Here is a 25,825-nt window from a genome sequence, read left to right on the forward strand (position 1 = left end):
CTGTATTATTCGCTGCGTCCGGCGTCGCGGGCAACCTGTTCGAGCAGTTCTGCCGGCATCGGTCCATTATGAATAGTCACATGCTCCGGCTTCGCCTGATAAAGCAGCTCATACATTCTTTTTTTGCCATGCATGCTAGATGTATGAAGATAGATTTCTTTCGCATACAGTCCTTCATGAATCATGGCTTTCACTACATCTGTTCCATCCATTTGACCGAAGCCAAGTTCATGGTCGAGCGACAGGATGTTCACTTCGCAATCACGAAGCATCATCAGACATTCCTCTCCGTCTCTTGCCAGCGCAAATCCGCTGGGACATGGGCGGTAATCATCCATATACAGATTGATCATCAGCCTGTTCCTCCCATTATTATTGTTCGAATTGGGATGCCGGACAGTAGTAGGTTTTTTTGCCTGCCACTTCGGTTTTGACCACTTTGTCTGTAGCAGACCTTACAGAAGGCTCACCTTCTCGTTCATAGACACGGCGCAGCGCATGGAATCCGCCAGTCAGCGCGTCATTGGCTGTCAGCGGCTGTCCTTCCATATGTCCACCTGTCTCAATCGCTTCTTCCAATACGGTGTGTATAGCATCATATAACTTGGACAATGCTTCGTCGTCCAGATCCTGTACTTTGGCAGAAGGCAGCAGGCCTGCCGTAAAAGCAATCTCATCTGCATAATAGCTTCCAATACCGGCGATCAAAGATTGATTGATCAAAGCGGTCTTAAGGGCACCTCTGCGGCTTTTGAACAGAGCAATAAACTGTTCTCTGGTCAGCTTGCGATCGGTTGCTTCCGGTCCCAGGTCTTCAAAATACGCCTGTGTCTCCTTGGCGGAGCAGAAATACATTAGTCCTTGACGCCCAGCTGTATAGTACAGCGAAGTTCCATCCTCAAATTGGAGCTCCACATCCGACTTGCGGTCTGCATTCTGCTCGCGAATACCATAGTAGAGCGAGCTTCCAAGCACAATGCTGATCAGCAAGCGATGGCCACTGTGAAGATGAAGGTTCAAGTATTTACCACGACGTTCTATAAAGGCAATCCGGTTACCCGCCAACATCAGATTGACATGATCTGCCTCTATATTTGTAGCTTTTGGACGATGAACGACCATTTTCTCAATAGCGACATTCAGAATATAACCTGTCAGTTGGATTTTATAATTTTCGAGTTCTGGCAATTCAGGCATAGGTGTATCCCTCTCTCTCCAAGTATCATTCCTATATTTCATGACTACACAGATAATGAGTCTGTATAATCCTTATAGCTTATCCGGTTGAATCTCTGCCAATGTATGACAAATCCGATCCGGCTTCACGCCTGTGCGTGTCTGATGACTCGCAAGATTATCCATTGTTGTCACACCGGTTGTCACCAGCACAGTATAACAGCCTGCGGCAGCTCCTGCTGCAATATCTGTCATCATATTATCTCCTACTACAATCGTATCCGCAGCAGGCAGTCCAAGACGTTCCATCGCATATTTCATCAATATGGAAGAAGGCTTGCCGATAACAACAGGCTCTACACCGGATGCTGCAGAAATTGCTGCGCCCAGTGTACCTGCTCCAGGCAGCAATCCATCATGAGAAGGCAGCTGAAGATCAGGATTCGTCAATACAAAACGGGCTCCCTGTCCAATCAGCCGTAAAGCACTGGTTAACTTCTCATATGTAAAAGAACGATCTATTCCCTGAAGCACATAATCCGGCTTTTCCTCGGTAATATGCAACCCTGCTTCAGATACAGCTTCATGCAGCCCCGGTTCACCGATTACATATACGGATGCTGCCGGTGACTCTGCAGCGATATAGGCTGCCGCCGCAAGCGCTGAAGTACATACACGATCAGCAGAAGCTTCAATGCCAAGATGACGCAGATGCCCCGCCACTCCCTCCGCTGTACGGGAAGAATTGTTTGTTACATATAAATAAGGAACGTTTGCCTCATCCAGACTGCTTATCCACTCCGCTGCACCGGGAATCACCCGATCACCATGATAAAGTGTACCATCCAGATCAATCAGTAATCCTTTGCGATTGCTCATCTTCAAGCCATCCTCTCTATTACTCACAATCCCCATTGTAAAAAAAGTTGCGGCATAAGGCAAACGATTTGCTTACCTTGCCGCAACTTGGGGGGTAGATCAACAGATTAATGCACTGGAAATAGTTTGTGTTCTTCTGCGAGCACTGTGTTGGCAAATATGGCTTTCGCTTCTTCCAACAACGGATGAAGCTGGTCTTCGTCTTTGTAGCGTGAGCTAAAATGAGTCATAATGAGTTCGCCCACACCTGCTGCTTTGGCGGCTTCGGCAGCCTGCACAGCAGTGCTGTGATAATATTTGCGTGCCGTTTCTTTGAGATCGTCACTGAATGTTGCTTCATGTACGAGTAGATTGGCGTCTTGCGCCAACTTTTCTACATTGGGACACGGACGGGTATCCCCGAGGATTGTAACGATTTTACCCTTTTTGGGCTGTCCCACTACCTGGTGAGAATGCAGAGTATTTCCGTTTTCCAGCTGTACACTACCACCATTTTTTAATTTTCCGTAAATGGGTCCCGGCTTAATACCGTACTGCTTGAGCAGTTCCTGGTTAAGCTGTCCGGGACGATCTTTTTCAATGATCCGGTAGCCGTAGCTATCGATCCGGTGCTCCAGCAGAGCGGATTCTACACGGAATGTCTCATCTTCAAAAACAACTCCACCTGTATGCTCTTCAACAATCAGTTCATACTCCATACGCGATTGACTCAATCCAAGTGTCATATCAACAAATTGCTTAATTCCCGGAGGTCCATAGACGATCAGTGGAGTAATTCCGCCCTGATTGGAGCGACTGGACAGCAGCCCAGGCAATCCGAATAAATGATCACCATGCAGATGAGTAATAAAGATTTTCTCGAGTTTGCTCAGTTTGAGCTGAGAGCGAAGAATCTGATGCTGTGTTCCTTCTCCACAATCAAACATCCAAAGCGCTTTGCGCTCTTCATAGAGCCGCAATCCAATTGAAGTCACATTACGCTGCAGGGTGGGTACTCCTGCATTGGTTCCCAGAAAATATAATTCCATACCAAAACAACCTTCTCTCTATATATAGCGTTTCATGATGTTAGCGTATTGTTGCACAGCAAGCCGATTAGCGTCATAATGAGGCCCACAATCCAGGCTTGCCGCAGTTTAATAAAAATCCTCCGATAACTTCGGAGGATTGTGCTTGTTATCCCTACCGTCACGGCCCGAAAACCATTCCGGTACCGATCACGGATCTTACATCATTCAAGCTCAACTCTATTATAATACCACGATATGGGCACTTCCAAAAGTCACTAAATCCTGCACTGTTCATAGCCTATGCAAATTATTCGGCACAAGTGCCTGATTTATTCTAATACCCTTATTTAAAAATATAAAATCAAGTTATCATGCTGCTCGGTTGAACATGACTGTATCTTGCTTTATGATCATTAAATATGCTTTAAAGTCTGATCCTCATGAATTCTGAATGAAAGTGTCGACAAAGAAAGCATTTTCTTTTATAATACATCATAAAAATGATGAAAGAAGGGTAATCCGATGGCTGAAATCAGAATTAGAAATACCAATGAACGAATTGCTGGAGATGACAACGTCCTGGAGTTTCTGAACAAACATGAAGTTGTATACGAAAAATGGGATGTGTCCAAGATGGCTCCAGAACTGAGTGAGAATTTCACGCTGACTGATGAACAGAAGCAGGCGGTTCTGACTACATTTGATGCCGAAATCAAAGATCTCTCAGCACGTCGTGGTTACCGTACCTGGGATGTCATTACTTTGTCCGAAGCAACACCGGATCTCGAAGCCAAGCTCGCCAAATTCGAGGAGATTCATACCCATACCGAAGACGAGATTCGTGCGATTGTATCCGGCAATGGTATTTTCATCATTAAAAGTCCGGAATATGGTTACTTTGATGTAGAGTTGGAGCCAGGTGATGTAATCTCTGTGCCCGAGAATACACCTCACTTCTTCACACTGGTGGATAATCGCAAAATCGTTGCTGTTCGCTTGTTTGTAGAAACCGACGGCTGGGTAGCACACCCATTCGCAGATTCATCCTTCCAAAAAGCCTAATTGGTTATCATCGATAGCTTTAATATCATTTACCAAAAGCAGAGATTACAGATATCACAGAAAAATATTCACTAAAACAACCCCCTGTGCACTTAAGCCGCAGGGGGTTGTTTTGTTGTTATACAGTAGACCAGCGAAAGATCAGACCAGTTGAGCAGTGATCCCGTGAAGGTCGGTCAGACGCTCAATCTCGTAATCGGGATGAATCTCACTATCATTCACCTTGTGATTGCGGTTCACCCAGACAGCTTTGATCCCGGCTGCAAGAGCTCCTTTTATATCCGTAGTCAGCTTGTCTCCTACCATTAATGCATGCTGGGGCTGTACATCCAGAAGTTCCAGTGCATGATGGAAAATAGCCGGATCTGGCTTTCCTTTACCAAATGCGCCAGACACCACAATATGGTCAAAAAATGGAGTCAGCTCGGGTACACCATCCAACTTTTCCTGCTGCAAAGCAGGACATCCATTGGTAAGCAGCAGCAGTTTGACCTTTCCTTGCAGTTCGCCCAGAATCTGCAGCGTCTCTTCATATATATGAGGACGGCTGCGACGTTCCTGTACAAACTGCTCGGCAAGCTGGTCAGCCAGCTGCTCATTCTGGATATTCAGCGCACTTAATCCATTTCGCCATGCATCACGGCGGTATATTGGTGCAAGCTGCTGCAACTGACGGAATTCAGGCTGCTCGCCTGCCGAAAACTGCGCCCACAATCCTTCAAATGGATTGATCCCGATCTGTTGAGTAAAAGCAAAAGTCTCATACGATTCATACAGTGCTCTGGCCTCACGGCGCACAGCTTGTTCCAGAGCAGAGGCATCTACACCTACCGTTTGCTGTGCCGTTAGACAGGTCTGTTCAAAAGCTTCCTGTATACTGCGTTCATCCCATAATAAGGTGTCGTCCAGGTCGAATAAAACCGCTTCAATACTCAACATCAAATCCCCCTTAGTCTGTATTACAATTTATCTTCAAGAGTAACCTGGTTAGCTGCTGCAAAAGTTCTCAGTTGAACAGCCATTGCATCGGTATCATAGCGATTCAGTGTACGCGCGAATACCCATGCGCCACCTTTACCGCTATGCTCGATTACCACGTAGTTTTTTTGCAAACGGATCTTTTTGATCTGTGCTGCCGTCACCAGACGCTCACGATTGAACTTGGTCGTAATTACGGCATCTCTGCCAACTTTTAGATACGGTCTGCGCAGATACAAGATAACTCCCAGCAGCAGATACATCACTACGGTTACAATAAATAGTACGGTGCTGCCCATAGAAGCAGGATACATCAGCCCCATTGCTCCATAAGCCAGCCCTAACAGTACCAGGGTAGCCGGGAATACGAAGTTCCGGCCTTTGTAAGTAGTATACTCGGAAGCTTTGGGACTCTTGCTGCCCACTTCGCTCTGACCAGATTTTTTACGGCGGGCATTGACCTGCTTGGTGTTGCGTTTGACTTGCCTCTCCCAGGAACGGGACATGCGATTTCCCCCTAAATAAAATATAAAAGATGTTTGTTCTATATTCAGATTGATTGAACCGCAATCGATCGCTTCCTGATATACGATTTAACAATCTCAACACGCTTACATTTTGTAAAATTATTGAAATGAAAGGGGATGTCCAGCCATGATCAGCTATGACATCCCTGTATGGTTGTTGCATCTTATTATAAATGAAGATCTAACAATACCATCTTATTTGTGTGAACTATCCTGGACAAGATGCTGCAGATCAGCGCTTGCCCTGCGTACCTTCTTCAGCATCCTCAACCCATTCAATAGTGTCCAGCTGCTGACGGAAGTTGCGGCGGATATTACCAAGATAGACGGCACGAAGTTCATCCCGCTCGATTGTTTCTTCTGCGGTCAGACCGGTTTCCTTTTTTTTGCGTGCCAATTCATTAATACGTGCAATCAGTACATCGATGTCCATGACTAACCTCCCATTCTTATCTTTATTAACTTTGACATGGAAAAAAAGGCTTGTCAAGGCTATTAGAGCCTGACAAGCCTTTTATATATCAATATAGAAATATCCTATAAATATACTCGTTAATCGTACGGGATGACCAGTACATCGCCGCTCTGAATTTGGGAAGAGGCCAGTTGGTTATGGTTACGGATTTCATCCACGTAATCACGAATATCCGTTTCATCCGATTTGTATCGGGAAGCAATTGCCCATAGGCTGTCGCCACTTTTGACGATAACATGCTGTTCATTGTCAGGTACCTCATCAGCAATCACCAGATGCTGAAAACCACCATATAAAACAATAGAAGCAAACAGTACACAAATCAGTAGACGTCCACTGGATTTCCATTTTGATTTCTGTACAGTCATTTCGATCAGATTAAGCGTTTTTTGACGAAGGGATTTTTTAGCTTTTTTGGGCTGTGAAGCCGATTTGCGTTGTTGACGGGTATCTTCGATTGGCTCCGAAGCATAGGTCCAGGCATCAACTGTAAGCCCTTTTTCTGTTTGTGCAGATGGAATGGATGAAGATGCGATTCGCGCAGTTTTGCGAGTCTCTGATGCAGCAGGTGTATGTTGAGTATCGTTTTTGATGGAAGCGGCGGACTGATCCTGCTGCTCCGGCTGATTGTGTATACTTTTGTATGTACTGTATTTTAACATGAATACCACACCCCAAACGTTTGTTCTTGTTTCTACGTCAATAATATAACACGAACATATGTTTTGATCAACACCTTTTTACGAACTTTCGTTCGCTTTTTTTGAATGAAGTGTATGATAGATACAGCAGGAGATACCAGTACTATTGAATGGCTGGATTAACTGCTTTGCTTCACTTGGGAAATAGTTGCTGGCTTTTAGAACTTATGTTTGTACGAACGGAAGTTCTATGTTATACTTTTTCCAAACGTTACTAGTATTGGGGTTGATACGGCATGTCCAAGATTTCAAGTCGCCAACAGGCAATTCTGGAATTCATCCGGAATGAAGTTAAACTCAAAGGTTACCCGCCGTCCGTCCGTGAGATTGGTGAAGCTGTAGGTTTGGCTTCCAGCTCTACTGTACATGGTCATCTGGATCGTCTGGAGAAAAAAGGATTGATCCGCCGCGACCCTACCAAACCTCGTGCTATCGAGTTGCTGGGTCAGGAAGAAACCGAAAATAATCTGTTGTTCGCGCAGACTGTGTCTCGTGTACCGATTATCGGCAAAGTTACCGCCGGCGTACCGATCACTGCTACTGAACATATCGAGGATTATTTCCCTCTTCCACAACAATTTACAGGTGACAATCAGATCTTTATGCTTTCCGTTGTCGGAGACAGCATGATTGACGCCGGTATTCATAATGGTGACTTTGTTATTGTTCGTCAACAGCAGACTGCTGATAACGGCGATATCGTAGTTGCCATGACAGAGGAAGACGAAGCCACTGTCAAAACGTTCTACAAAGAAAAAGATCATATTCGTCTGCAGCCGGAGAACCCGATGTACGAGCCTCTTCGTCTGACTCGTGTAACGATCCTCGGTAAAGTAGTAGGTTTGTTCCGCAACCTGCACTAAGTGTTGGGATAGGCAAATTATTCGACTTTATGCGATATGATTAATCTTGTTGCAAGTTCATTTTTCTGATGAACCTGCCTATAACACAAAAAAGACTCCTCTCAGGAGTCTTTTTTGTATTGCCATTCATTCTGTTACATCTTGTGTAGTCTGTTCAATTCCAAAATGAAACCTTCTAACAGCAAATTAATATTTTTAATCTCAGCAGCATGCTGTAATTCCAGCTTTAATTTTCTTGCTTCAAATACTTCTTTGGCCTTCGTAGTATGGAAAGAATAGGAATGATACATATCGTATGTCTCACCTTCATTAGCTCCATCAATATCAATGCGTTGGTAGATTTCTTCCAATCGTCTGCAAATCTCCAATTCTACTCTTACATCAATAATCTCTCCGCCAGCTACATCGCTTCCACGAAGCGGATTCTCGATCGTGTACAGCTTGCGCAGTTGTTCCTCCAGATTGCTGATATGCATCTCACAAATAGTAACCAGACGCTTCCTGACTTCCTTGTCCATTGAAATGCCTCCTTTGTTTGTCCGACTGATGCTGCAGTAAGTGGTCAGTCATTTATTACCCGCACTGACCGCAGAGTTATCTATATCGTTCAAAATAGGACTGGTCATCTCAAATCGTAATGTTTTATTTCATCTCAGAAATATGTTTATGCAATTATTTGAATACAAATGGATCAGCATTAAAATATAATACTAGATGCACTTATACTAAACTCTTTTGATTTAGATAGAGAGCAGTGTGAATAATAGTGATTATTGAATTACTCACTGTCCCTCTAAGGAAAAATATTATGATCTATTCTCAGCTTATCCGCAATGGCCGCGATAAAAGAGCTATTGGTTGGCTTTGTTTTACTTACATTAATTTCGTAATTGAAAAGATGACTCATATGGCTCATATCTCCCCGGTTCCAGGTCACTTCAATAGCATGGCGGATTGCTCGTTCTACCCGGGCTGGATTGGAGTTGAATTTCTCTGCTATTTGAGGATACAACACTTTGGTTACTGATCCGAGTATATCAATATTGTGATATACTTCTGCAATAGCTTCCCTGACATACTGGTAACCTTTAATATGCGGAGGTACACCGATTTCATTCAATATTCTGGTAATAGATGCCTCTAAACGCTGTTCTTTGCTGACATTAGTTACTGCCGGTGTAGTTGTAGGACGAGACACCGATATAGCTGATGGTGGCCGCATTGCTCTCTCACTTGCCGGTACATCTGCCAGCTGTCTGATCCGGCTGCCTAATACCTGAAGATCAAAAGGTTTAAGCATAAAATAAGAGGCTCCCAGCTCCAGTGCCCTCTGAGTTATCTGCTCCTGTCCAAATGCAGTAAGCATAATCACTTTGGGCTTGGGGATGATATGCATATCCGGAAGCCTCTCCAATACACCTAATCCATCCAAATGTGGCATAATGATATCCAGTAACACAACATCCGGTGGTTCCGTTAGATCTTCAATCAATTGCAAGGTCTGTTCCCCGTTGTAAGTCATTCCTGCAAGAAGCATATCCTCCTGATTCGAAATATAGTCTGACAGCATTTGCGTAAATTCCCTGTTATCATCTGCAACCAGTACATTGATCATATCTAATACCCTCCTTTTGTATAGTAAAGAATATATAGGAATTGATATATGTAATAAATTGGTATTTAAGGTATTAATATCATTATATCATTTTACCCTCTATAATTTTTAATTTAAAGAAATTTCAAGAATTATTTTATTATAATCTCCTCTTTTTCTTATATATATTTTTTCTGCAATATTGTTTGGTTCTTTTTTATAATTGGCTATATTAAAAAAACGATGCTTTTGTAAGCATCGTCTTTATGCAGCTTATTGATTTGTAAATTGACAGATGATCTCATTTCCCTATACGGAAATGAACTATTGTCTGAATACACTCTATTTTATAAAAAAAGCCCTGGCTGCCGGAAAATCGGCAGTACCAGAGCTTTCAAAAAATTAATACAGTGTCATGTATTGGTCGCGTTCCCATTGGTGAACCTGTGTGCGATACATATCCCATTCGATCTCTTTCAGCTCATAGAAGTGAGCCGTTGCATGCTCTCCAAGTGCAGTAACAACTACATCGTCACGCAGCAGTTCATGCAGAGCTTCTTTCAGATCGCCTGGCAGACTCGGAATTCCCTCATCGATACGCTCATCTTCGGTCATTATGTAGATGTTACGATCGATTGGTTTTGGTAGATTCAGTTGACGGTCAATACCATCCAGACCGGCTCTCAGCATAACAGCCAGCGCCAGATACGGATTGGCTGTAGGATCCGGGTTACGAACCTCGATACGTGTACTCAGACCACGGGAAGCCGGGATACGAACCATTGGGCTGCGGTTACTTGCAGACCATGCTACATATACAGGTGCTTCATAACCAGGCACCAGACGTTTGTAAGAGTTTACTGTCGGGTTGGTTACTGCTGCCATAGAACGTGCATGACGCAGGATACCTGCCATATAATGACGAGCCACCTGGCTCAGACCCAATTCATCGGATTCGTCATAGAATGCATTGCTGCCGTCCTGGAACAAGGATTGGTGACAGTGCATACCCGATCCGTTCATACCGAACAATGGTTTTGGCATAAATGTCGCATGCAGACCATGCTGGCGAGCGATTGTGCGAACAACCAGTTTAAATGTTTGAATCTGGTCAGCTGCCTGCAATGCGTTCGCATATTTGAAGTCGATTTCGTGCTGTCCCGGAGCTACTTCATGGTGGGAAGCTTCGATTTCAAAGCCCATTTCTTCCAGCGTAATAACGATCTCGCGACGACAGTTCTCGCCCAAATCGGTTGGCGCCAGATCGAAGTAACCGCCCTGATCGTTCAACTCTTCGGTTGGATTACCATTGGCATCTGTACGGAACAGGAAGAATTCCGGCTCTGGCCCAACCATCATTTCGGTAAAGCCCATCGCTTCCGCTTCTCTCAGGTTACGCTTCAGAACACCACGCGGATCACCAGCGAACGGTGTACCGTCTGGCATATAGACGTCACAAATCAAACGTGCTACCCGGTTCTCTGTTACCCACGGGAAAATAACCCATGTGTCCAGATCCGGATACAGATACATATCGGATTCCTCGATACGTACATATCCTTCAATAGAGGAACCATCAAACATCATTTTGTTATCCAGTGCTTTGGTCAACTGGCTCAAAGGAATTTCGACGTTCTTGATCGTACCCAGCAAGTCAGTAAATTGCAGGCGGATAAATCGTACGTTTTCTTCCTTGGCAATACGCAAAATATCGTCTTTTGTATAACTCACGTTACCCTCTCCTCTGTGCTCTTTTTATTTTTTATTGAAGAACCGGGATAATTCCCCTTGGATCAGTGATACCTGTCCAGGACGTTTGCCTGTGACAAGCTGCTGTTTAAGCATACGATGAAGTTGCGAATCTGACAATTCCCTGCGGCGCTCTTCCGTATCTGCCGTGATCACTGTAGCCTCCTCCGATTCCTTGGATACCGGATTCATCACTTGCTTGATCCCTGCAATATTTACCCCTTTTTCGATCAAAGCCTTAATTTCCAGCAGACGTTCTACATCATTAAAAGAAAACAAACGCTGATTCCCTGATGTACGCGCTGGTACAATCAGATTATGCTGTTCATAATAACGGATCTGCCGTGCTGACAGATCTGTCAGCTTCATTACGATCCCGATAGGGAACAGCGCCATATTTCTCCGAATTTCATCACCCATATATTCATCAACCTTCCAATTCACTTTTAAGTTATCTGTATCCTATTGTACATATCCTGATATCAAGCGTCAATAACATGTTAAGTTTACTCACAATAATTTTATGTTCAGTTAACATGAAATTAATAAACCTCGAAATTTGTGTTATTTATAGCGTTATTCTTATATAGTCTATGGATATTTCGTGACATCTTTTCTCTACTCAACTGTTCATACTTTGTAATTTACTGATGATATTGTTCAAAACGAAGATACAACGATTTTTGTCCATCCATTTGATCAGATCATTCATTTATCTTTATTTTATCCAAATCTGGCGAGATCAATATATTCCGTTTAAGAAGAAAGCTCATAGAGAAAAGATTCAACAAAAATTATAATAATTTACGTTCCAGCATCGTCTGCAAAGCCATTAGTACCCCCAGCTTCACATGAGAAAAAGTTAAACCGCCCTGCATATAACCAATATAGGGTTCACGAATTGGTGCATCTGCGGACAACTCCAGACTTCCTCCCTGGATAAATGTACCTGCAGCCATAATAACAGGATGCTCATAGCCCGGCATATCCCATGGCTCCGGCACCACATGACTATCTACCGCTGCTGCTCGCTGAATCCCTTGTACAAACGCGATCAGCTGCTGCTCATCCTTAAACGATACTGCCTGAATCAAATCGGTACGCGGTTCGTTCCAGCCGGGCTTGCTGTTAAATCCGGCTACTTCGAACATCGCTGCAGCGTAGATACTGCCTTTCAGTGCCTGCCCCACAATAGTAGGTGCCATATATAATCCTTGATAAATACCGCGTGTAGTCCCCAGCATGGCACCTACTTCACTGCCAATACCTGGAGCCGTCAGCCGATAGGAAGCCAGTTCTACATATTGACGCTTGCCGCAAATATAACCACCGGTCTCGGCAATACCACCACCGGGGTTTTTAATCAGCGAGCCTGCCATTAGATCAACGCCTACTTCTGTCGGTTCGCGTGTCTCTGTGAATTCACCATAACAATTATCGACGAAAATAATCAGATCTTCGCGGTATTCACGAATTCGGCGTACCATCTCCGCAATATGCTCAATAGTAAAAGAAGAGCGCCAATCATATCCACGCGAACGCTGGATCCCGATTACTCGTGTCTTCTCGTTAATCAGGGAAGACACCTGCTCCCAATCCACCTGTCCATCCTCGGTTAAAGAAGCTTCCTGATAAGTAATCCCAAAGTCAGCCAATGAACCTTTACCATCGCCGGGTTTGCCGATTACTTTGTGCAGTGTATCATAAGGTTGTCCTGTAATATAAAGCAGCTCATCACCGGGACGAAGTACACCGAATAGAGCTGTAGAAATCGTATGTGTGCCTGAAGCAAAATGCGGACGTACCAGAGCAGCTTCACTACCAAACACTTCAGCATATACCTCATCAAGTACTTCTCTTCCACGGTCATTATAAGCATAACCTGTCGAACCGGCGAAGTGATAATCACTCACGCGATGTTTTTGAAAAGCTTCAATTACTTTCCACTGGTTGGTATCTACAATCTGGTCCATCCCTTTGACAGCTTCACCTATCATCTGTTCAGCTTGTTTGGACCAGTTCATTATCTGTGTATCGAAAACTGCCATTTCTGTCTCTCCCCATAATGATAGCCCGCCCTTATACATATAAGGCGGGCTATCAGTGTATTCATCTTCCATCATTCTACCACAAAGTTATACGATTAGCTAAATTCACACTACATTCTTCCCATTAACACAACGTCTCATGAGAAGTACGCTACAAAATGTAAACTTTCACGCTTCATATTTTACATGGAAAGGTAGAGTGAGGGAAAGTCGCTATTTAAAATGTCGTAATTCTGTCACTTCACTTCATATTCCTGCAGTCGATAACCAAATTTATCATAATCCGTCTGGTTGATCTCCACCGTAAACAAAGCATCATTATCTTCATAATCCTGATGAATGACACTGCTGAACGTATACAGCTGCGAAATCAGGTCCCCCCGCTCTGCTGGAATACGATAAATGCGTGTTCCTCCTGCCAGCTGATCCTGAATAATCGTTTTGACAGCTTCCAGATCCGATTCATTATAGGCACTAATACGCAGATGAGTCTGATCGGCAGGCAGCATCTCCAGCTGCTGGGGAGTACACAGATCAATTTTGTTATACAAAATAACCTGTGGTTTGTTCCCGGAACCCAACTCCTGTAGAATCTCGTCGACCACCTGCATCTGCTCGTCTCTTCGCTCAGCAGAAGCATCGACCACGTGAAGGATCAGATCAGCTTCATTTACTTCTTCCAAAGTGGCCCGAAAAGCAGCAATCAGATCATGCGGCAGATTCTGGATAAATCCAACCGTATCGGTCAGCACAATCTCTTTGCCTCCTGGAAGTTCCAGATTGCGTGAAGTAGGGTCCAATGTTGCAAAAAGCTGATCCTGGATATATACATCTGCATCCGTCAGCTGTTTGAGCAGTGTGGACTTCCCTGCATTCGTGTAACCAACCAGCGCAACCTGTACGATTCCCGTTTTTTTACGACGCTCGCGATACAATGTACGGTGACGCATAATTTCTTCGAGTTGACGCTTTAGCTCTGTTACACGAGTACGGATATGACGACGATCAATCTCCAGCTTGCTCTCACCGGGACCACGCGTACCAATACCACCACCCAGACGGGAGAGATTTTTGCCCTGTCCTGATAGACGAGGCAGCAGATAATTATATTGTGCCAACTCTACCTGCAGGATACCTTCACGTGTTTTTGCACGTTGGGCAAAAATATCCAGGATCAGCTGAGTGCGATCAATAATCTTGGCATCCAGCTGTTCTTCCAGATTACGTACCTGCGCACCGGATAATTCCTGATCAAAAATGACGGTATTTGCTTCCAAAGCGTCTACCAGAATGCGTAGTTCTTCTACTTTACCTTTACCAATAAACCAGCGAAAATCGGGTTTTTCCTTATTTTGGGTCAACTGCTCTAATACTTCTACGCCTGCGGTTTCTGCCAGACTGACCAGTTCTTCCATCGAACCTTCCGCATTCACACCATTTCTTTTATCTTGCTGGGTATACAGACTGACCAGTATGGCTCTCGCCTGCTGCTCAGTCTGTGTATCGTGAGTTTCATTTTTCATATTATCCTGCTCCTTGTAATATATAATGGCTCGGGTCTTGCAGCACAGGGATGCTTTCCCTTTGTTTTGCTTTTAGCACCCGCTTCATTGGGCAATGATGTACTTGATGTATATTTACCATTGTTGCTGCAGATGAATCGGTTCCATAGAAGTCATACTATTTGGGGTTATACCTATATCCGGATAGCCTGTACCATCTTATCTGAGCTGCCGGATATAGGTTGGTGCACCGGGCAATCTAGCGATGATCTCTGTTGAACAGATTCTGACGATGCTTAAGGGATAACGAGAATAATGGAAAAGCATGGGCATCAATTTGTTTGAGCAGCTTGCGTGCTGTACGATGAGCAAGCTCATAATCCTGTTCGGTAATCACCCGTCGACGCAGCGCATCGTCCAGCTCATCTTCATCCAACAGGAAAATCTGTCCGTCTTTCATGACAACAATATCCAGATACAGGTCATCAAACCAGGGGACCCCCTGATCGGTCACTCCCTGCGTTTTGCAAATATCGATATACCATTCAATAATCTCCTGCTTGTCATCGAACATGGCAGTGACGACATAATTGGCGTTTTCGGGATAATATTGCATCCACGAATATTCCGCTGCTGCGATACAGAAACGTCGCCCGCCATAAATTTTGTACAGCGGTTCGCGCAGACGATTCATATGGTACAGTGTCACATATCCGGTGAAAATACTATTATTTACGTATCGACGTGTATAGCTGCGCTGAATTACGCGCCGCCAGTTCGCTCTATCTGCAAATTTACGTTTCATGGAAGTGTCCCTTTCCTACAAAGTAACTTCAGAATAGCATATTTGCGCGTATCACTCAAAAAGCCTCCAACCGATAAGATTGGAGGCTTTTGAAATTACGTCTTACTGGGTATCTGCTGGTGCTGTATCTCCCTGGGTATTCGCTGTATCTCCAGTGGCTGCAGCAGGATCGGTAACGCCAGTAGATGGTGTGGTTGTTTCGGTAGGAGTTCCCTCATTGCCCGGCGTAGTCGTCGGATTGGTAGTTCCTCCATTATCGGTTGGTGTCTGAGGTGTGCCGTTCGGCCCACCGTTTCCATTACCGTTACCGTTGTTTCCATTCCCATTACTGTTACCATTTCCATTATTGTTATTACCATTATTGTTTTCTGTGCCTTCGCCGTTATCGGTTCCTTCTTCACCTGTAGGTGGGGTCGCCGGATTTCCCTCTGGCGGCACTACGCCATCCGGATTATCAACAGGCGGTTCTACAGGTTCCTCCTGTGCTTGATCTACAGTAATCTGTACCGTATCCGAAGCATCCGATTCACCGCCATCAGCAGTGGTTGCTGTTACATAATATTCGTAAGTTGCACCGGGAGTAATACTGCCATCTTGCAGTGATGTCCCTGATGATCCGCTGGATATAGCAGTAAACTTCGATTCTGTGCTTTCCTTACGGTATACGGTATAACCTGAAGCTCCTTCTACACCAGACCAGGAAAGAGCAACTGCCTGATTATCCTGATCATAAGAAGCGGATAGACCTGTTACTACTTTTGGAGTCTCCGGTTCTTCTTCAACCGGTTGTACCGGCTGAACCGGCTCAGTTACTTTCGGTGCATCAAAGTTCTGCACCGGATAACCTTCCAGTGCCGGACCCATAACTGCAGCAAACATTGCTGCTGCCCGTCCACTGCTTTCATTCAGCAGGTGATTGCGGTCCGGTCTGTCATAGCCCATCCATACAGCGGCTGTCCATTCTTTGGTATAACCCACGAACCAGGCATCACGGTTGGCGCTGCTGCGCAGTCCTTCGATACCATGCTGTGTGGTACCTGTTTTACCGGCTACCGGACGATTGATTTGTGCCCGCTTACCTGTACCATCGGTGACAACGGTTTGCAGCATCGAAGTCATTTCGTCTGCTGTTTGTTTGCTCATGACTTCGCTGGACTCTCCTGCATTTTTGTAGATCTCTTTGCCTGAATTATCTGTAATACTCTTAACGGCATAAGCTTGTGTGTAATTACCACCATCCGCAAAAGTACGATAGGCTTGAGCCATTTCCAGCGTATTCGTACCGCTGCTCAGTCCCCCCAGTGCAATCGCCAGGTTACGATCAGCGTCCGTAAATTTGAAACCAAGTGACTTGGCAAAATTAACGCCGGTATCTACACCTATCTGATTGAGTGTCCATACTGCAGGGATATTAATGGAATCTTCCAGCGCTGCGGCCATAGTGACCGTACCGGAATAACCATGCAAATTGCTCGGGCAATAGCTGCCAAAACACTGCTTTTCATTACTCAGCTGCGATGTCGGTGTGAATTTGCCTGATTCCAGTGCCGGAGCATAAGATACAATCGGCTTGAATGCCGATCCTGGCTGTCTGCGGCTGTTGACACGACTAAAGTCACCTTCACGGTAATTTCTGCCACCCAGCAGAGCGACCAGACCACCAGTATCGTTATTTACAATAACCATGGATCCTTGTACCGGAACGTCATCTGCACTCTTCTCAAACAAATCTTTGTTTTTGAAAGCATCTTCCAGCGTTTGCTGGGCTTTGGCATCCATCGTGGTGTAGATATTGTATCCACCGCGTGTCAGATCATCCGAAGACAATCCGGTGACATCCTCAGCTTCCTGCATTGCATATTCGACAAAGGCCTGATAATGCGACTCTTTACTCGAACTGTTGGCTGGACTCTTATACACTACCGCTTTGGCTTCTTCTGCCTCGGCTTTGGTGATATAGCCCTGATCCGCCATTAGCTGCAGTACAACCGCTCTGCGTTCTGTTGACAAATCCGGATTGGTCAACGGATTGTAACGTGAAGGCGCCTTTGGAAGTCCTGCCAGTGTAGCGATCTGCCACAGCTTCAGCTTGTTGAGATCACTTGTACCAAAATACGTCTCGGAGGCTTCTTTGATCCCATAAGCTCCCCGTCCGAAAAAGATACGATTCAGATAAGTTGTAATAATGTCCTGCTTGGTTTTATCACGCTCAATCGCGAGCGCAATCGAAAGTTCGGTTGCTTTACGGAAAAACGTTTTGTCATCATTCAGGAATACGTTTTTGGCCAGCTGCTGAGTAATGGTACTACCACCCTCTACAGCAGATCGCGCGATGACGTCTTTAACTGCGGCACGTCCGACCGACCACAAGTCTACCCCCTGGTGATCAAAAAAGCGCCTGTCCTCGGTAGCTACAAAAGCATTAACCAGCATTGGAGGCAAGTCTTCATACTTGACCGGATCACCTTGACGTGCAGAACGTTCGAGGATCAGCGTACCGTTGCGATCATAAATTTTGGTTGGTTCGTTGATCACAAGTTTATCGATATTTGCTTTGTAGATTTTTTCCCCACTTACCATGATGAACAGATAGGCGGCCAGTGCACAAAAAACACCCAAAGCTGTTACACCGAACAACGTCCAGAACACGCGCTTGGCTGTTATTTTCTTCTTTTTTGTTTTGGGCGCGGGCTTGGATTGTCCCGGTCTTGTTCTTTTAGGTGGTTGATTTTTGTCACTGCGGGATAGATTCTGTCTAGGCATATCTTATTCTGACTCCCTTTCGGTAAAACAAATTGAACCCCTTTAACGGAAAGAAAAGAACAACCCTTTTGGAGAGGTTGTCCGTTTCTTTCTCTTCATTAAGACGCTATATGAAGCGTAAAGGTTTCGTTTTTTGCATCAGCCTTCGCTCTGGTTATCCTGCATAAGGGATACGTTGCGCGATGGTGTGAAGGTGGAAACCGCATGTTTGTAGATCATTTGCTGGCGTCCTTCACTATCTACCATAATGGTAAAGTTGTCAAAAGCCTTGATTGTACCACGGATTTGAAAACCATTTACCAGATACACAGTTACCGGAATATTTTCCTTGCGCAGTTGATTTAAAAAAGTATCCTGGATATTAATCGACTTGTTCATTGACCGTACCCCCAAATGATTATTAATTCAGCATTAGCAAATGCTCAATTGTAATACGAATATGATACCTGGCTAAGCTGAATGTCAAATTAAGTTGTTGAAGTATATTCCCTGTCTCTGTATAAATTTCCTGCTACGATGTCATATACTTTGTCGATATGCTGTTCACTATGAGTCGTATCCGACACATCTACCCAGTGAATATCCTGCATATGACGGAACCAGGACAGCTGGCGCTTTGCAAAACGGCGCGTATCGCGCTTGAGGAGTACGACAGCCTCCTGCAGCGGTACCCCGCCTGACAGATGCGCAGCAATTTCTTTGTATCCCAGTCCCTGCATGGCTACCATACCGGGAGTATATCCCTGATCAAGCAGATGTTGTACTTCTTCCAGCAGGCCTTCTTCCAGCATTTGATCAATCCGCGCTTCAATACGTTTATATAGCATTTCCCTATCCATTGTCAAACCGACGATACATAACTGATAGGGAGACTGCTTCATTTGCCGGGATAACTGGTCCGAAAGTTTCACTCCAGTCATATGATACACTTCCAGCGCCCGTATAATACGTCTCTGGTCATTGGGATGGAGTCGGGTAGCAGATTCCGGATCAACCGCTGCCAGACGGTCATGCAGCGCCTGGGCACCATTCTGAAGCGCATAATCAGTCTGTTCCTGACGGAACGCTTCATCTGCTCCATTCTCGCTAAACTGGAACTCGTAGCTGACAGATTCTACATATAGACCGGTACCTCCAACGATAAAAGGCAGCTTGCCCCGGGAAGCAATATCCGGAATCAACGCTCTGCAGCGCTGCTGGAATTCAGCCACAGAGAATGGCTCATCCGGCGAATGGATATCGATCAGATGATGGGGAATACCCTTCATTTCTTCAGGCCTGATTTTGGCCGTACCGATATTCATACCACGGTATACCTGCATAGAATCACCGGAGATAATTTCTGCGCCAAATCTTCTGGCAATCTCAATGCTGATCGCTGTTTTCCCTACAGCTGTAGGGCCGACCAGAACGAGTAATTTCGGCTTTTCTACTGCCGGATTCATAGATAAATCACTCCGTATTCAATTTTGGAATTTTTGCGCCGAATGCGTTCAAAACCAAGACGCTCGTATTCGGGGCTGTCCCATTTTTCCTTAAGCATAACGGTTTTGCGGGCTACACGCACAGCATGGCAGATCGATTCGGGATCCAGCGCATGGTCGTTGGCAAATCCACGTAGCGGAGCTATAGCGGCAGATTCATGCAATGCTTCACGGAACATGGGATCAAAATAAACAATATCCACACTCTTATCCGGCAGCTGGCTCAAATAGGTCTTGTGGTCCTGCTGTACTACCTGAATACGCCGCATCGCCGCATTAACCGGCTCCAGATTACTTGCATAAATGCGCAATCCTTCTTTTAACAGTGCTGCTAGGGGAGCAGAACTTTCCAAGGCAGTAACCTGCCCTTCCGGCCCTGCTGCCAGTGAAAAGACGAGTGAATCCGAGCCCAAGCCGGCTGTACAATCCAGTACGCTATCTCCTGGTTGTAGACGCGAAAGTGTGATCATCGGATCTTCGTCATTACGCAGCAATCGTTTGGCTCGTACAAAAGCCATACTGGGATGGAAAAACATCGCAGACTCGCCCGGACGGACTAATCTCGCTTCATTTTCTACCAGTACAATAACGTCCCGGTCTTCGTGGCGGGCAGCCAGCTTGGCGATCGACTGACCCTGCCTCGGAACAAAAGATACAGCGAATTCTGCTGCCAGCTGCTGTGCACGCTGCAGGGTAGCCGGTGAAGCATCATCGCCTGTTGTAATTATCATTGCTCATTCTCCATTCTTCTTTACACTTCGCTTACATGACCCGTTTGAACATCTTTTCCAGATCATAACTGGAGAAAGACACCACAATCGGACGTCCATGTGGGCAGGTATATGGTTGTCTGCATGCAGCCAGACGATCCAGCAGTGCCTGCGCTTCTGCCTCGGTAATTCGCTGGTTGGCCTTGATGGATGCTTTGCATGAACATAGCGTAGATGCCTGTTCTCGCAGCTGGGCAAGATCAATCTTGCGCTCGCTCAGTACCCATTCTGCCATTTCTTCAATAACACGGGCTTCTTCTCCCTTGGGAAACCAATAAGGATAAGCACGCACCCGGAAGGTCTGACCGCCAAAATGCTCCAGATATACACCCACTCGTTCAAACCAGTGCAGACGATCTTTCAGCTTGTCTGCTTCAGCACGCGTAAACTCCAGCGTAATCGGCAGCAGAAGCTCCTGGGATGCTGACTCCGGCTGACCAAACTTCTCATAGTAATATTCATAATTGACCCGTTCATGGGCAGCATGCTGATCGATTAGAAAAAGTCCTTCTGCATTCTGTGCAATCAGATACGTACCATGATGCTGACCGATTAGATTCATTTCCGGAAATTGAGGCAGTCCAGGCTCTTCAGCCGTACCATAAATCATCTCTGCCGGAATACTGCGATTTGCTCCGCCGCCCCGTTGTGGTGGTCGGGAAGATGCTTTGGAAGCTGCACGATTATATTCGCGAGCATACGAAGGTTCTTTAACCTGCTGCGCATCTGTATAAGGCGGCTGCAAATGCGCCGAAGCATTCGGGAAAGCAGATGCTGACTGACCCGCAGAAGATCCGTTATTTTCATAAACAGGAAGATCGACTTGCGTGGCCTTAAGCGAACCTGAATCCGCCTTGGCAGATTTTTGTGAATCTGTGCCAACAGAGTCTTTTATCTTACGATCTGTATGACCAAAAGTCTGTTGTGAACTCTCTGTGGGATTCGTTTGCTGATTGATTGGATCCTGTATTTCTTGCTTGGCAGATACGTTCAAATCTCTTGTTGCCTGCTCAGCTTCTTTTTCGGATATCAGAGAATCGGTACGAGACCATCCTGCAGGATTACCTGCCTGAGATGTTCCTGTTGTAGGTTGGGATTGCTCGATGTTTGCGCCTTGAGTTGGAGACTGATCCTGATAACGATTCTCTGGCAGATCCATATTGTTCTGTGATTCAGGACCTGGTATATCCTGATCCGCAAAAGGAGGCATATAAGGAGCATCCAAATCGCCCAGTTCTGTCTGAATAATGGGCAGAGAATCGCGGGGAATGAATAAAGTTGCTCCCGCTTGTTGGTCCGGCTCTATCGGATTGCTCTCCGGCTGTCCAGCCGTTGTACGATTAAAATTAAACTGCTCCTGAATAATCGACTCGCTGCTGCCTCGCTTGATCGTCTGCTTGGTCGCATGAGGAATTAGTATTTCCCGGCGCAACGTCTGGCGCACAGATTCTTCCACAAACATCATCAATTCAGCTTCCTTACTGAACCGCACTTCCATTTTGGCCGGATGCACATTCACATCGACAAGTGATGGATGCATCGTCAGGCGCAGTACAGTAAGCGGATAACGATTAATCGGCAGCAGTGTGTGATAGGCTCTCAGAATAGCCTGGTTGACCGTATAACTCTTGATATAACGGCCATTGACAATGACTGACATGGCATTACGGTTGGCCCTTGCTATCTCTGGTCGGCCGATATATCCGCTAATATGATAATCCAGATGATCCTGCTCAATCGGCAGCACCATTTTGGCAGCTGATGTACCATAGACTGCAGCAATTACCTGCAGCATATCACCATTACCCGGCGTCTGCAGCAGCAGGTTGCCATTATGACGCAGAGTAAAAGCAATCTCCGGATGAGCAAGCGACATCCGGTACATAATATCCGAGATATGTCCAAGCTCCGTCTGGACGGTTTTCATATATTTCAGCCGTGCCGGCGTATTATAAAATAACGAGTTAACCCGAAAATCGGTTCCGCGCGGAGCGGCATCATCTTCATTGCTTTTCAGTGTACCGCCTTCAATAATAAGGCGTCTGCCTGCCCCATCGTCTGTAGCACTGGTTAGTAAGTCCACTTTGGAGACTGCTGCAATACTTGGCAGTGCTTCACCTCGAAAACCCAGACTGGTAATCTGGTACAAATCCCGATCATCTACAAGCTTGCTCGTTGCATGACGGTAAAAGGCAGTCTCGCAATCATCGGCAGCAATCCCCTGTCCATTGTCATGTACACGTATTGATTCCAATCCACCTTCACCGATATGAACATCAATACGGGTAGAACGCGCATCAATCGCATTCTCGACAAGTTCCTTGACGACAGAGGCAGGCCGCTCTACCACTTCACCGGCTGCGATCTGGTTAGCGATATGTTCATCCAGTACACGAATCTGACCCATGATTTCTCCTCCCTTCAGCAATCCGGATTTATCTATTTATTTTGCATCCTAATTCTATAGGCGACTTAGCGCATCGTTTTCATTTTCAATTCATTAAGCAGCTGCATTGCTTGCAGCGGCGTCATATTCATCAAGTCCGCACTCTGAATCTGGTGGACAATTTGACGGGCTACCGGATCTTCTTTTATTTTCACCGGCTGAGGAATTTCTTCCTCTTCAAAAATAGACAGTTGTACAATTTCCTGCTGACCAGCTGTGTTCTGCTGGGCTCTGACTACCGACTTGTCTGTATCTTCCGATGAGAAGCCGCCAACTGCCAGTACAGGTACACCTTCTGCAGCTGTAGAATGTCGTTCATCATAGCTATAATTTGACACTGATTCTTGTATAGCGTCGCTATCTTTTGGAAGAGAAGCTTTTTCGATCGACTGCAAATTCTGCTCTTGGTTAGCCTTAATGCTTGCCGGTGTCTTGATTGCAGTATGATCCGTATGCTTGTCATCTGCTACGACTGTGATCGTAGCCGCCTGTTCCATTCGATCCAGCAGCAGATTGGCCCGGTCGATAATGCTGCCTGGCAATCCGGCCAGTTGGGCACAATAAATGCCATAACTGCTACCGGCTGCACCAGGGACCAGCTTGCGCAGGAAATGTACCTTGTCGCCGCTTTCTTTGACTGCCATCGAGAAGTTACGCAAATGTTCCAGCGTCTCCTCCAGATGAGCCAGCTCATGGAAATGCGTCGATACCAATGCTTTACAGCCAATCTCATGATGAACATATTCAATAACTGCCTGGGCAATCGCCATACCTTCACTCGTTGAAGTTCCGCGACCCAATTCATCAATAATAATGAGGCTGCGCCGGGTAGCCCGCTCGGTCATAACCTGGATATCCGCCATTTCCACCATAAAGGTGCTTTGGCCTCCAATCAGATCATCCGCTGCCCCGATCCGGGTGAAGATTCGGTCAATCATCGGGATTTCTGCCTGACGCGCAGGTACAAAGCAGCCAATCTGTGCCATGATCGACAATAGAGCGACCTGACGCATATAGGTACTTTTACCAGCCATATTCGGTCCGGTAATCAGTACAATATTAGCTTCTTCTTCGGTGATGTCCGTACTATTGGAAATAAAGCTCGCATGATCCATTACCGCTTCCACTACCGGATGCCGTCCATCTTCGATCACTAGATCGTAACGATCTGTCAATATAGGCTTCACAAAGGAACGCTCAGCACTGACCGTTGCAAAAGACTGATAGACATCGATCTCCGCCACTTTCTCAGCCAGTAACTTCAGACGGGCAATTTCATTGGATACCCGTGTACGCAGATCAGTGAACAAATCATACTCGATATCAACCATTTTCTCCTGAGCTTCCAGAATCAGTGCTTCTTTTTCCTTCAGTTCCGGAGTGACGAATCGTTCGGCATTGGCCAGCGTCTGCTTACGTTCGTAACGACCTTCCGGCAACGTGCCCAGATTGGAACGTGTAATTTCGATATAATAGCCAAACACTTTGTTATAGCCGATTTTAAGCGACTTGATGCCTGTAGCCTGACGTTCTGCAGCTTCCAATTCAGCAATCCATTGCTTGCCATTCACACTTGCTTCACGCAGCTCATCCAGATGCTCATGATAACCTTGACGGATCAATCCTCCATCCCGTACCGAGATCGGTGGATCATCGACAATCGCCGAACCAATCGCTTCCGCAAGATCGGAGCAGGCATCCATTTGCGCGGCAACCGCCTTCAATGTACTGGACGGTGAATCTTCACACAGCTGACGCAGATCTGGAATACGCAGCAACGAATCCCGCAGGGCAAGCATATCCCGGCCGTTCGCCGTCCCAAAAGCCATACGTCCAACCAGACGTTCCAGATCGTAGATGCCTTTGAGCTGACCTCTCAGATCATCCCGTAAAATAAACCCTTGATGCAGCTTGTCTACCGCTTCCAGACGTTCCTCTACCAGACGGCGGGATAATAACGGCTTATCAATCCAGCGGCGTAGCAGACGTCCACCCATTGGCGTCTCTGTGCGATCCAGCAGCCATAACAGGGTTCCTTTGCGGGAACGCTCGCGTACCGTCTCCACCAACTCCAGATTACGACGGGTAAAGGGATCAAGAATCATGTAATTTTCTGGTTCATAGGCATTAATATGTGTCAGTTGTCCCAATGAACGCTTCTGTGTCTCGCTCAGATAAGCAATCAACAGTGCAATACAAGCTTGCCGTTCCTCATCCAGCCTCGCCCAGACGGCTTCCCCAAATTGGCGCCGCGCTAATTCTTCACGCGATTTGTCCCACTCGGTATAAAGCACTTTACGGCCCATCTGCGAAGCCTGCTTGTACACCTCATCGATCAGGTCAATCCGTCCAATGATCTCGGAAGGCTCATATAATCCCAGTTCATCACGCAGCCATTCCTGTGAAGATAATGCCGAAGTGACATGCAGTTCTCCGGTGGACAAATCACAAGCAGCCAAAGACATTTTACCTTCCTGTTCAGTGATACAGACCATATAGTTATTCGCCTTATCGCTCAGTGCTTTACTTTCCATCATGGTACCCGGAGTTACGACCCGGATAATTTCGCGTTTAACGATCCCTTTGGCAGTCGCGGGATCTTCTACCTGTTCACAAATAGCGACTTTGTAGCCCTTCTCAATCAAACGGTGAATATAGTTTTCTGCAGAATGATAAGGTACTCCACACATCGGTACCCGTTCCGGTACGCCGGCATTTTTGCCTGTCAGCGTAATCTCGAGTTCTTTCGCAGCCAGAATGGCGTCATCAAAAAACAATTCGTAAAAATCTCCGAGACGGAAAAATAAAAATGCATCCTCAGCCTGCTGTTTAATCTGCAGATACTGCTGCATCATTGGTGTATATTGACTCATTATGCCCCTCCAAACCAACCTGTATTTCTGTATGAATTCTGAAATGAACCTGTTTGTCTATTGCTATGTTGTGCTATATGTTTAACCTTTTTCTACTATTAAAATAGTAAGACTGCACCG

General features: G+C 45.8%; 23 protein-coding genes. 2 read left to right on the top strand and 21 right to left on the bottom strand.

What is annotated here, in order from left to right; translation table 11 throughout:
- Positions 1–5 precede the first annotated feature (5 nt).
- From WH46_RS09630 to rnz, 4 genes are all read right to left on the bottom strand, one after another.
- Positions 6–353, bottom strand: a complete 348-nt coding sequence (locus WH46_RS09630) for a cyclic-phosphate processing receiver domain-containing protein (RefSeq protein ID WP_046226553.1) — start codon at positions 351–353, stop codon at positions 6–8.
- A gap of 19 nt (positions 354–372) precedes the next feature.
- On the bottom strand, positions 373–1,197 hold the full coding sequence (locus tag WH46_RS09635) for an Fpg/Nei family DNA glycosylase (protein WP_017812447.1): 825 nt from the start codon (positions 1,195–1,197) through the stop codon (positions 373–375).
- Between the two features lie 72 nt (positions 1,198–1,269).
- Positions 1,270–2,055 (bottom strand): TIGR01457 family HAD-type hydrolase, encoded by a 786-nt coding sequence (locus WH46_RS09640; protein ID WP_046226554.1) that lies wholly within the window; start codon positions 2,053–2,055, stop codon positions 1,270–1,272.
- Positions 2,056–2,162: 107 nt separating this feature from the next.
- On the bottom strand, positions 2,163–3,083 hold the full coding sequence (gene rnz, locus WH46_RS09645; RefSeq protein ID WP_046226555.1) for a ribonuclease Z: 921 nt from the start codon (positions 3,081–3,083) through the stop codon (positions 2,163–2,165).
- Positions 3,084–3,587: 504 nt separating this feature from the next.
- On the opposite strand from rnz, the gene WH46_RS09650 reads away from it, so the two are divergent.
- The gene (locus tag WH46_RS09650) at positions 3,588–4,127 is read left to right on the top strand and encodes a cupin domain-containing protein (protein WP_017812450.1); all 540 of its coding nucleotides are present in this window, start codon (positions 3,588–3,590) and stop codon (positions 4,125–4,127) included.
- Positions 4,128–4,268: 141 nt separating this feature from the next.
- Here the strand turns inward: WH46_RS09650 and WH46_RS09655 are convergent, their stop codons facing one another.
- The 4 genes from WH46_RS09655 to WH46_RS24035 form a co-directional block, all read right to left on the bottom strand.
- Positions 4,269–5,066: an HAD family hydrolase gene (locus tag WH46_RS09655; RefSeq protein WP_197088265.1), complete on the bottom strand. Its 798-nt coding sequence runs from the start codon at positions 5,064–5,066 to the stop codon at positions 4,269–4,271.
- Positions 5,067–5,086: 20 nt separating this feature from the next.
- A complete protein-coding gene (locus WH46_RS09660; RefSeq protein WP_046226557.1) occupies positions 5,087–5,611 on the bottom strand; it encodes a hypothetical protein in 525 nt (174 codons plus the stop codon).
- Positions 5,612–5,864: 253 nt separating this feature from the next.
- Positions 5,865–6,065 (bottom strand): DUF896 domain-containing protein, encoded by a 201-nt coding sequence (locus WH46_RS09665; RefSeq protein WP_046226558.1) that lies wholly within the window; start codon positions 6,063–6,065, stop codon positions 5,865–5,867.
- 119 nt (positions 6,066–6,184) lie between these two features.
- Positions 6,185–6,769 carry a LysM peptidoglycan-binding domain-containing protein gene (locus WH46_RS24035; RefSeq protein ID WP_156172245.1) on the bottom strand — a complete coding sequence of 195 codons (585 nt, stop codon included), beginning with the start codon at positions 6,767–6,769 and terminating at the stop codon, positions 6,185–6,187.
- A 275-nt stretch (positions 6,770–7,044) separates the two neighbouring features.
- Between WH46_RS24035 and lexA the strand changes: the two genes are divergently transcribed.
- Positions 7,045–7,671: a transcriptional repressor LexA gene (lexA, locus tag WH46_RS09675; RefSeq protein ID WP_017812455.1), complete on the top strand. Its 627-nt coding sequence runs from the start codon at positions 7,045–7,047 to the stop codon at positions 7,669–7,671.
- Positions 7,672–7,805: 134 nt separating this feature from the next.
- Here lexA and WH46_RS09680 read toward each other — a convergent pair whose 3' ends face one another.
- From WH46_RS09680 to mutS, 13 genes are all read right to left on the bottom strand, one after another.
- Entirely contained in the window at positions 7,806–8,189 is a 384-nt protein-coding gene (locus WH46_RS09680) for a hypothetical protein (protein ID WP_046226559.1), read from the bottom strand.
- Positions 8,190–8,464: 275 nt separating this feature from the next.
- On the bottom strand, positions 8,465–9,286 hold the full coding sequence (gene spo0A, locus WH46_RS09685) for a sporulation transcription factor Spo0A (RefSeq protein WP_046226560.1): 822 nt from the start codon (positions 9,284–9,286) through the stop codon (positions 8,465–8,467).
- 381 nt (positions 9,287–9,667) lie between these two features.
- Positions 9,668–10,996 (bottom strand): type I glutamate--ammonia ligase, encoded by a 1,329-nt coding sequence (gene glnA, locus WH46_RS09690; protein ID WP_017812458.1) that lies wholly within the window; start codon positions 10,994–10,996, stop codon positions 9,668–9,670.
- A 24-nt stretch (positions 10,997–11,020) separates the two neighbouring features.
- Positions 11,021–11,434: a MerR family transcriptional regulator gene (locus WH46_RS09695; RefSeq protein WP_017812459.1), complete on the bottom strand. Its 414-nt coding sequence runs from the start codon at positions 11,432–11,434 to the stop codon at positions 11,021–11,023.
- A gap of 374 nt (positions 11,435–11,808) precedes the next feature.
- On the bottom strand, positions 11,809–13,038 hold the full coding sequence (locus WH46_RS09700; RefSeq protein ID WP_231584349.1) for a methionine gamma-lyase family protein: 1,230 nt from the start codon (positions 13,036–13,038) through the stop codon (positions 11,809–11,811).
- A gap of 260 nt (positions 13,039–13,298) precedes the next feature.
- Complete coding sequence (gene hflX / locus WH46_RS09705) at positions 13,299–14,585, bottom strand: GTPase HflX (RefSeq protein WP_017812461.1); 1,287 nt, start codon at positions 14,583–14,585, stop codon at positions 13,299–13,301.
- 238 nt (positions 14,586–14,823) lie between these two features.
- On the bottom strand, positions 14,824–15,369 hold the full coding sequence (locus tag WH46_RS09710) for a ribonuclease FAU-1 family protein (protein ID WP_046226562.1): 546 nt from the start codon (positions 15,367–15,369) through the stop codon (positions 14,824–14,826).
- Positions 15,370–15,471: 102 nt separating this feature from the next.
- A complete protein-coding gene (locus WH46_RS09715; RefSeq protein WP_046226563.1) occupies positions 15,472–18,132 on the bottom strand; it encodes a PBP1A family penicillin-binding protein in 2,661 nt (886 codons plus the stop codon).
- A gap of 138 nt (positions 18,133–18,270) precedes the next feature.
- Positions 18,271–18,510: an RNA chaperone Hfq gene (hfq, locus tag WH46_RS09720; protein WP_017812464.1), complete on the bottom strand. Its 240-nt coding sequence runs from the start codon at positions 18,508–18,510 to the stop codon at positions 18,271–18,273.
- Between the two features lie 89 nt (positions 18,511–18,599).
- A complete protein-coding gene (gene miaA / locus WH46_RS09725; RefSeq protein ID WP_046226564.1) occupies positions 18,600–19,577 on the bottom strand; it encodes a tRNA (adenosine(37)-N6)-dimethylallyltransferase MiaA in 978 nt (325 codons plus the stop codon).
- A complete protein-coding gene (locus WH46_RS09730) occupies positions 19,574–20,347 on the bottom strand; it encodes a class I SAM-dependent methyltransferase (protein ID WP_046226565.1) in 774 nt (257 codons plus the stop codon). The genes miaA and WH46_RS09730 overlap by 4 nt, the downstream gene beginning before the upstream one ends.
- Before the next feature lie 31 nt (positions 20,348–20,378).
- Entirely contained in the window at positions 20,379–22,793 is a 2,415-nt protein-coding gene (gene mutL / locus WH46_RS09735; RefSeq protein ID WP_046226566.1) for a DNA mismatch repair endonuclease MutL, read from the bottom strand.
- Between the two features lie 65 nt (positions 22,794–22,858).
- Positions 22,859–25,705 carry a DNA mismatch repair protein MutS gene (gene mutS, locus WH46_RS09740; protein WP_082208361.1) on the bottom strand — a complete coding sequence of 949 codons (2,847 nt, stop codon included), beginning with the start codon at positions 25,703–25,705 and terminating at the stop codon, positions 22,859–22,861.
- Positions 25,706–25,825: the final 120 nt, after the last annotated feature.

Source organism: Paenibacillus dauci (assembly GCF_000971985.1).
GTDB lineage: Bacteria > Bacillota > Bacilli > Paenibacillales > Paenibacillaceae > Saccharibacillus > Saccharibacillus dauci.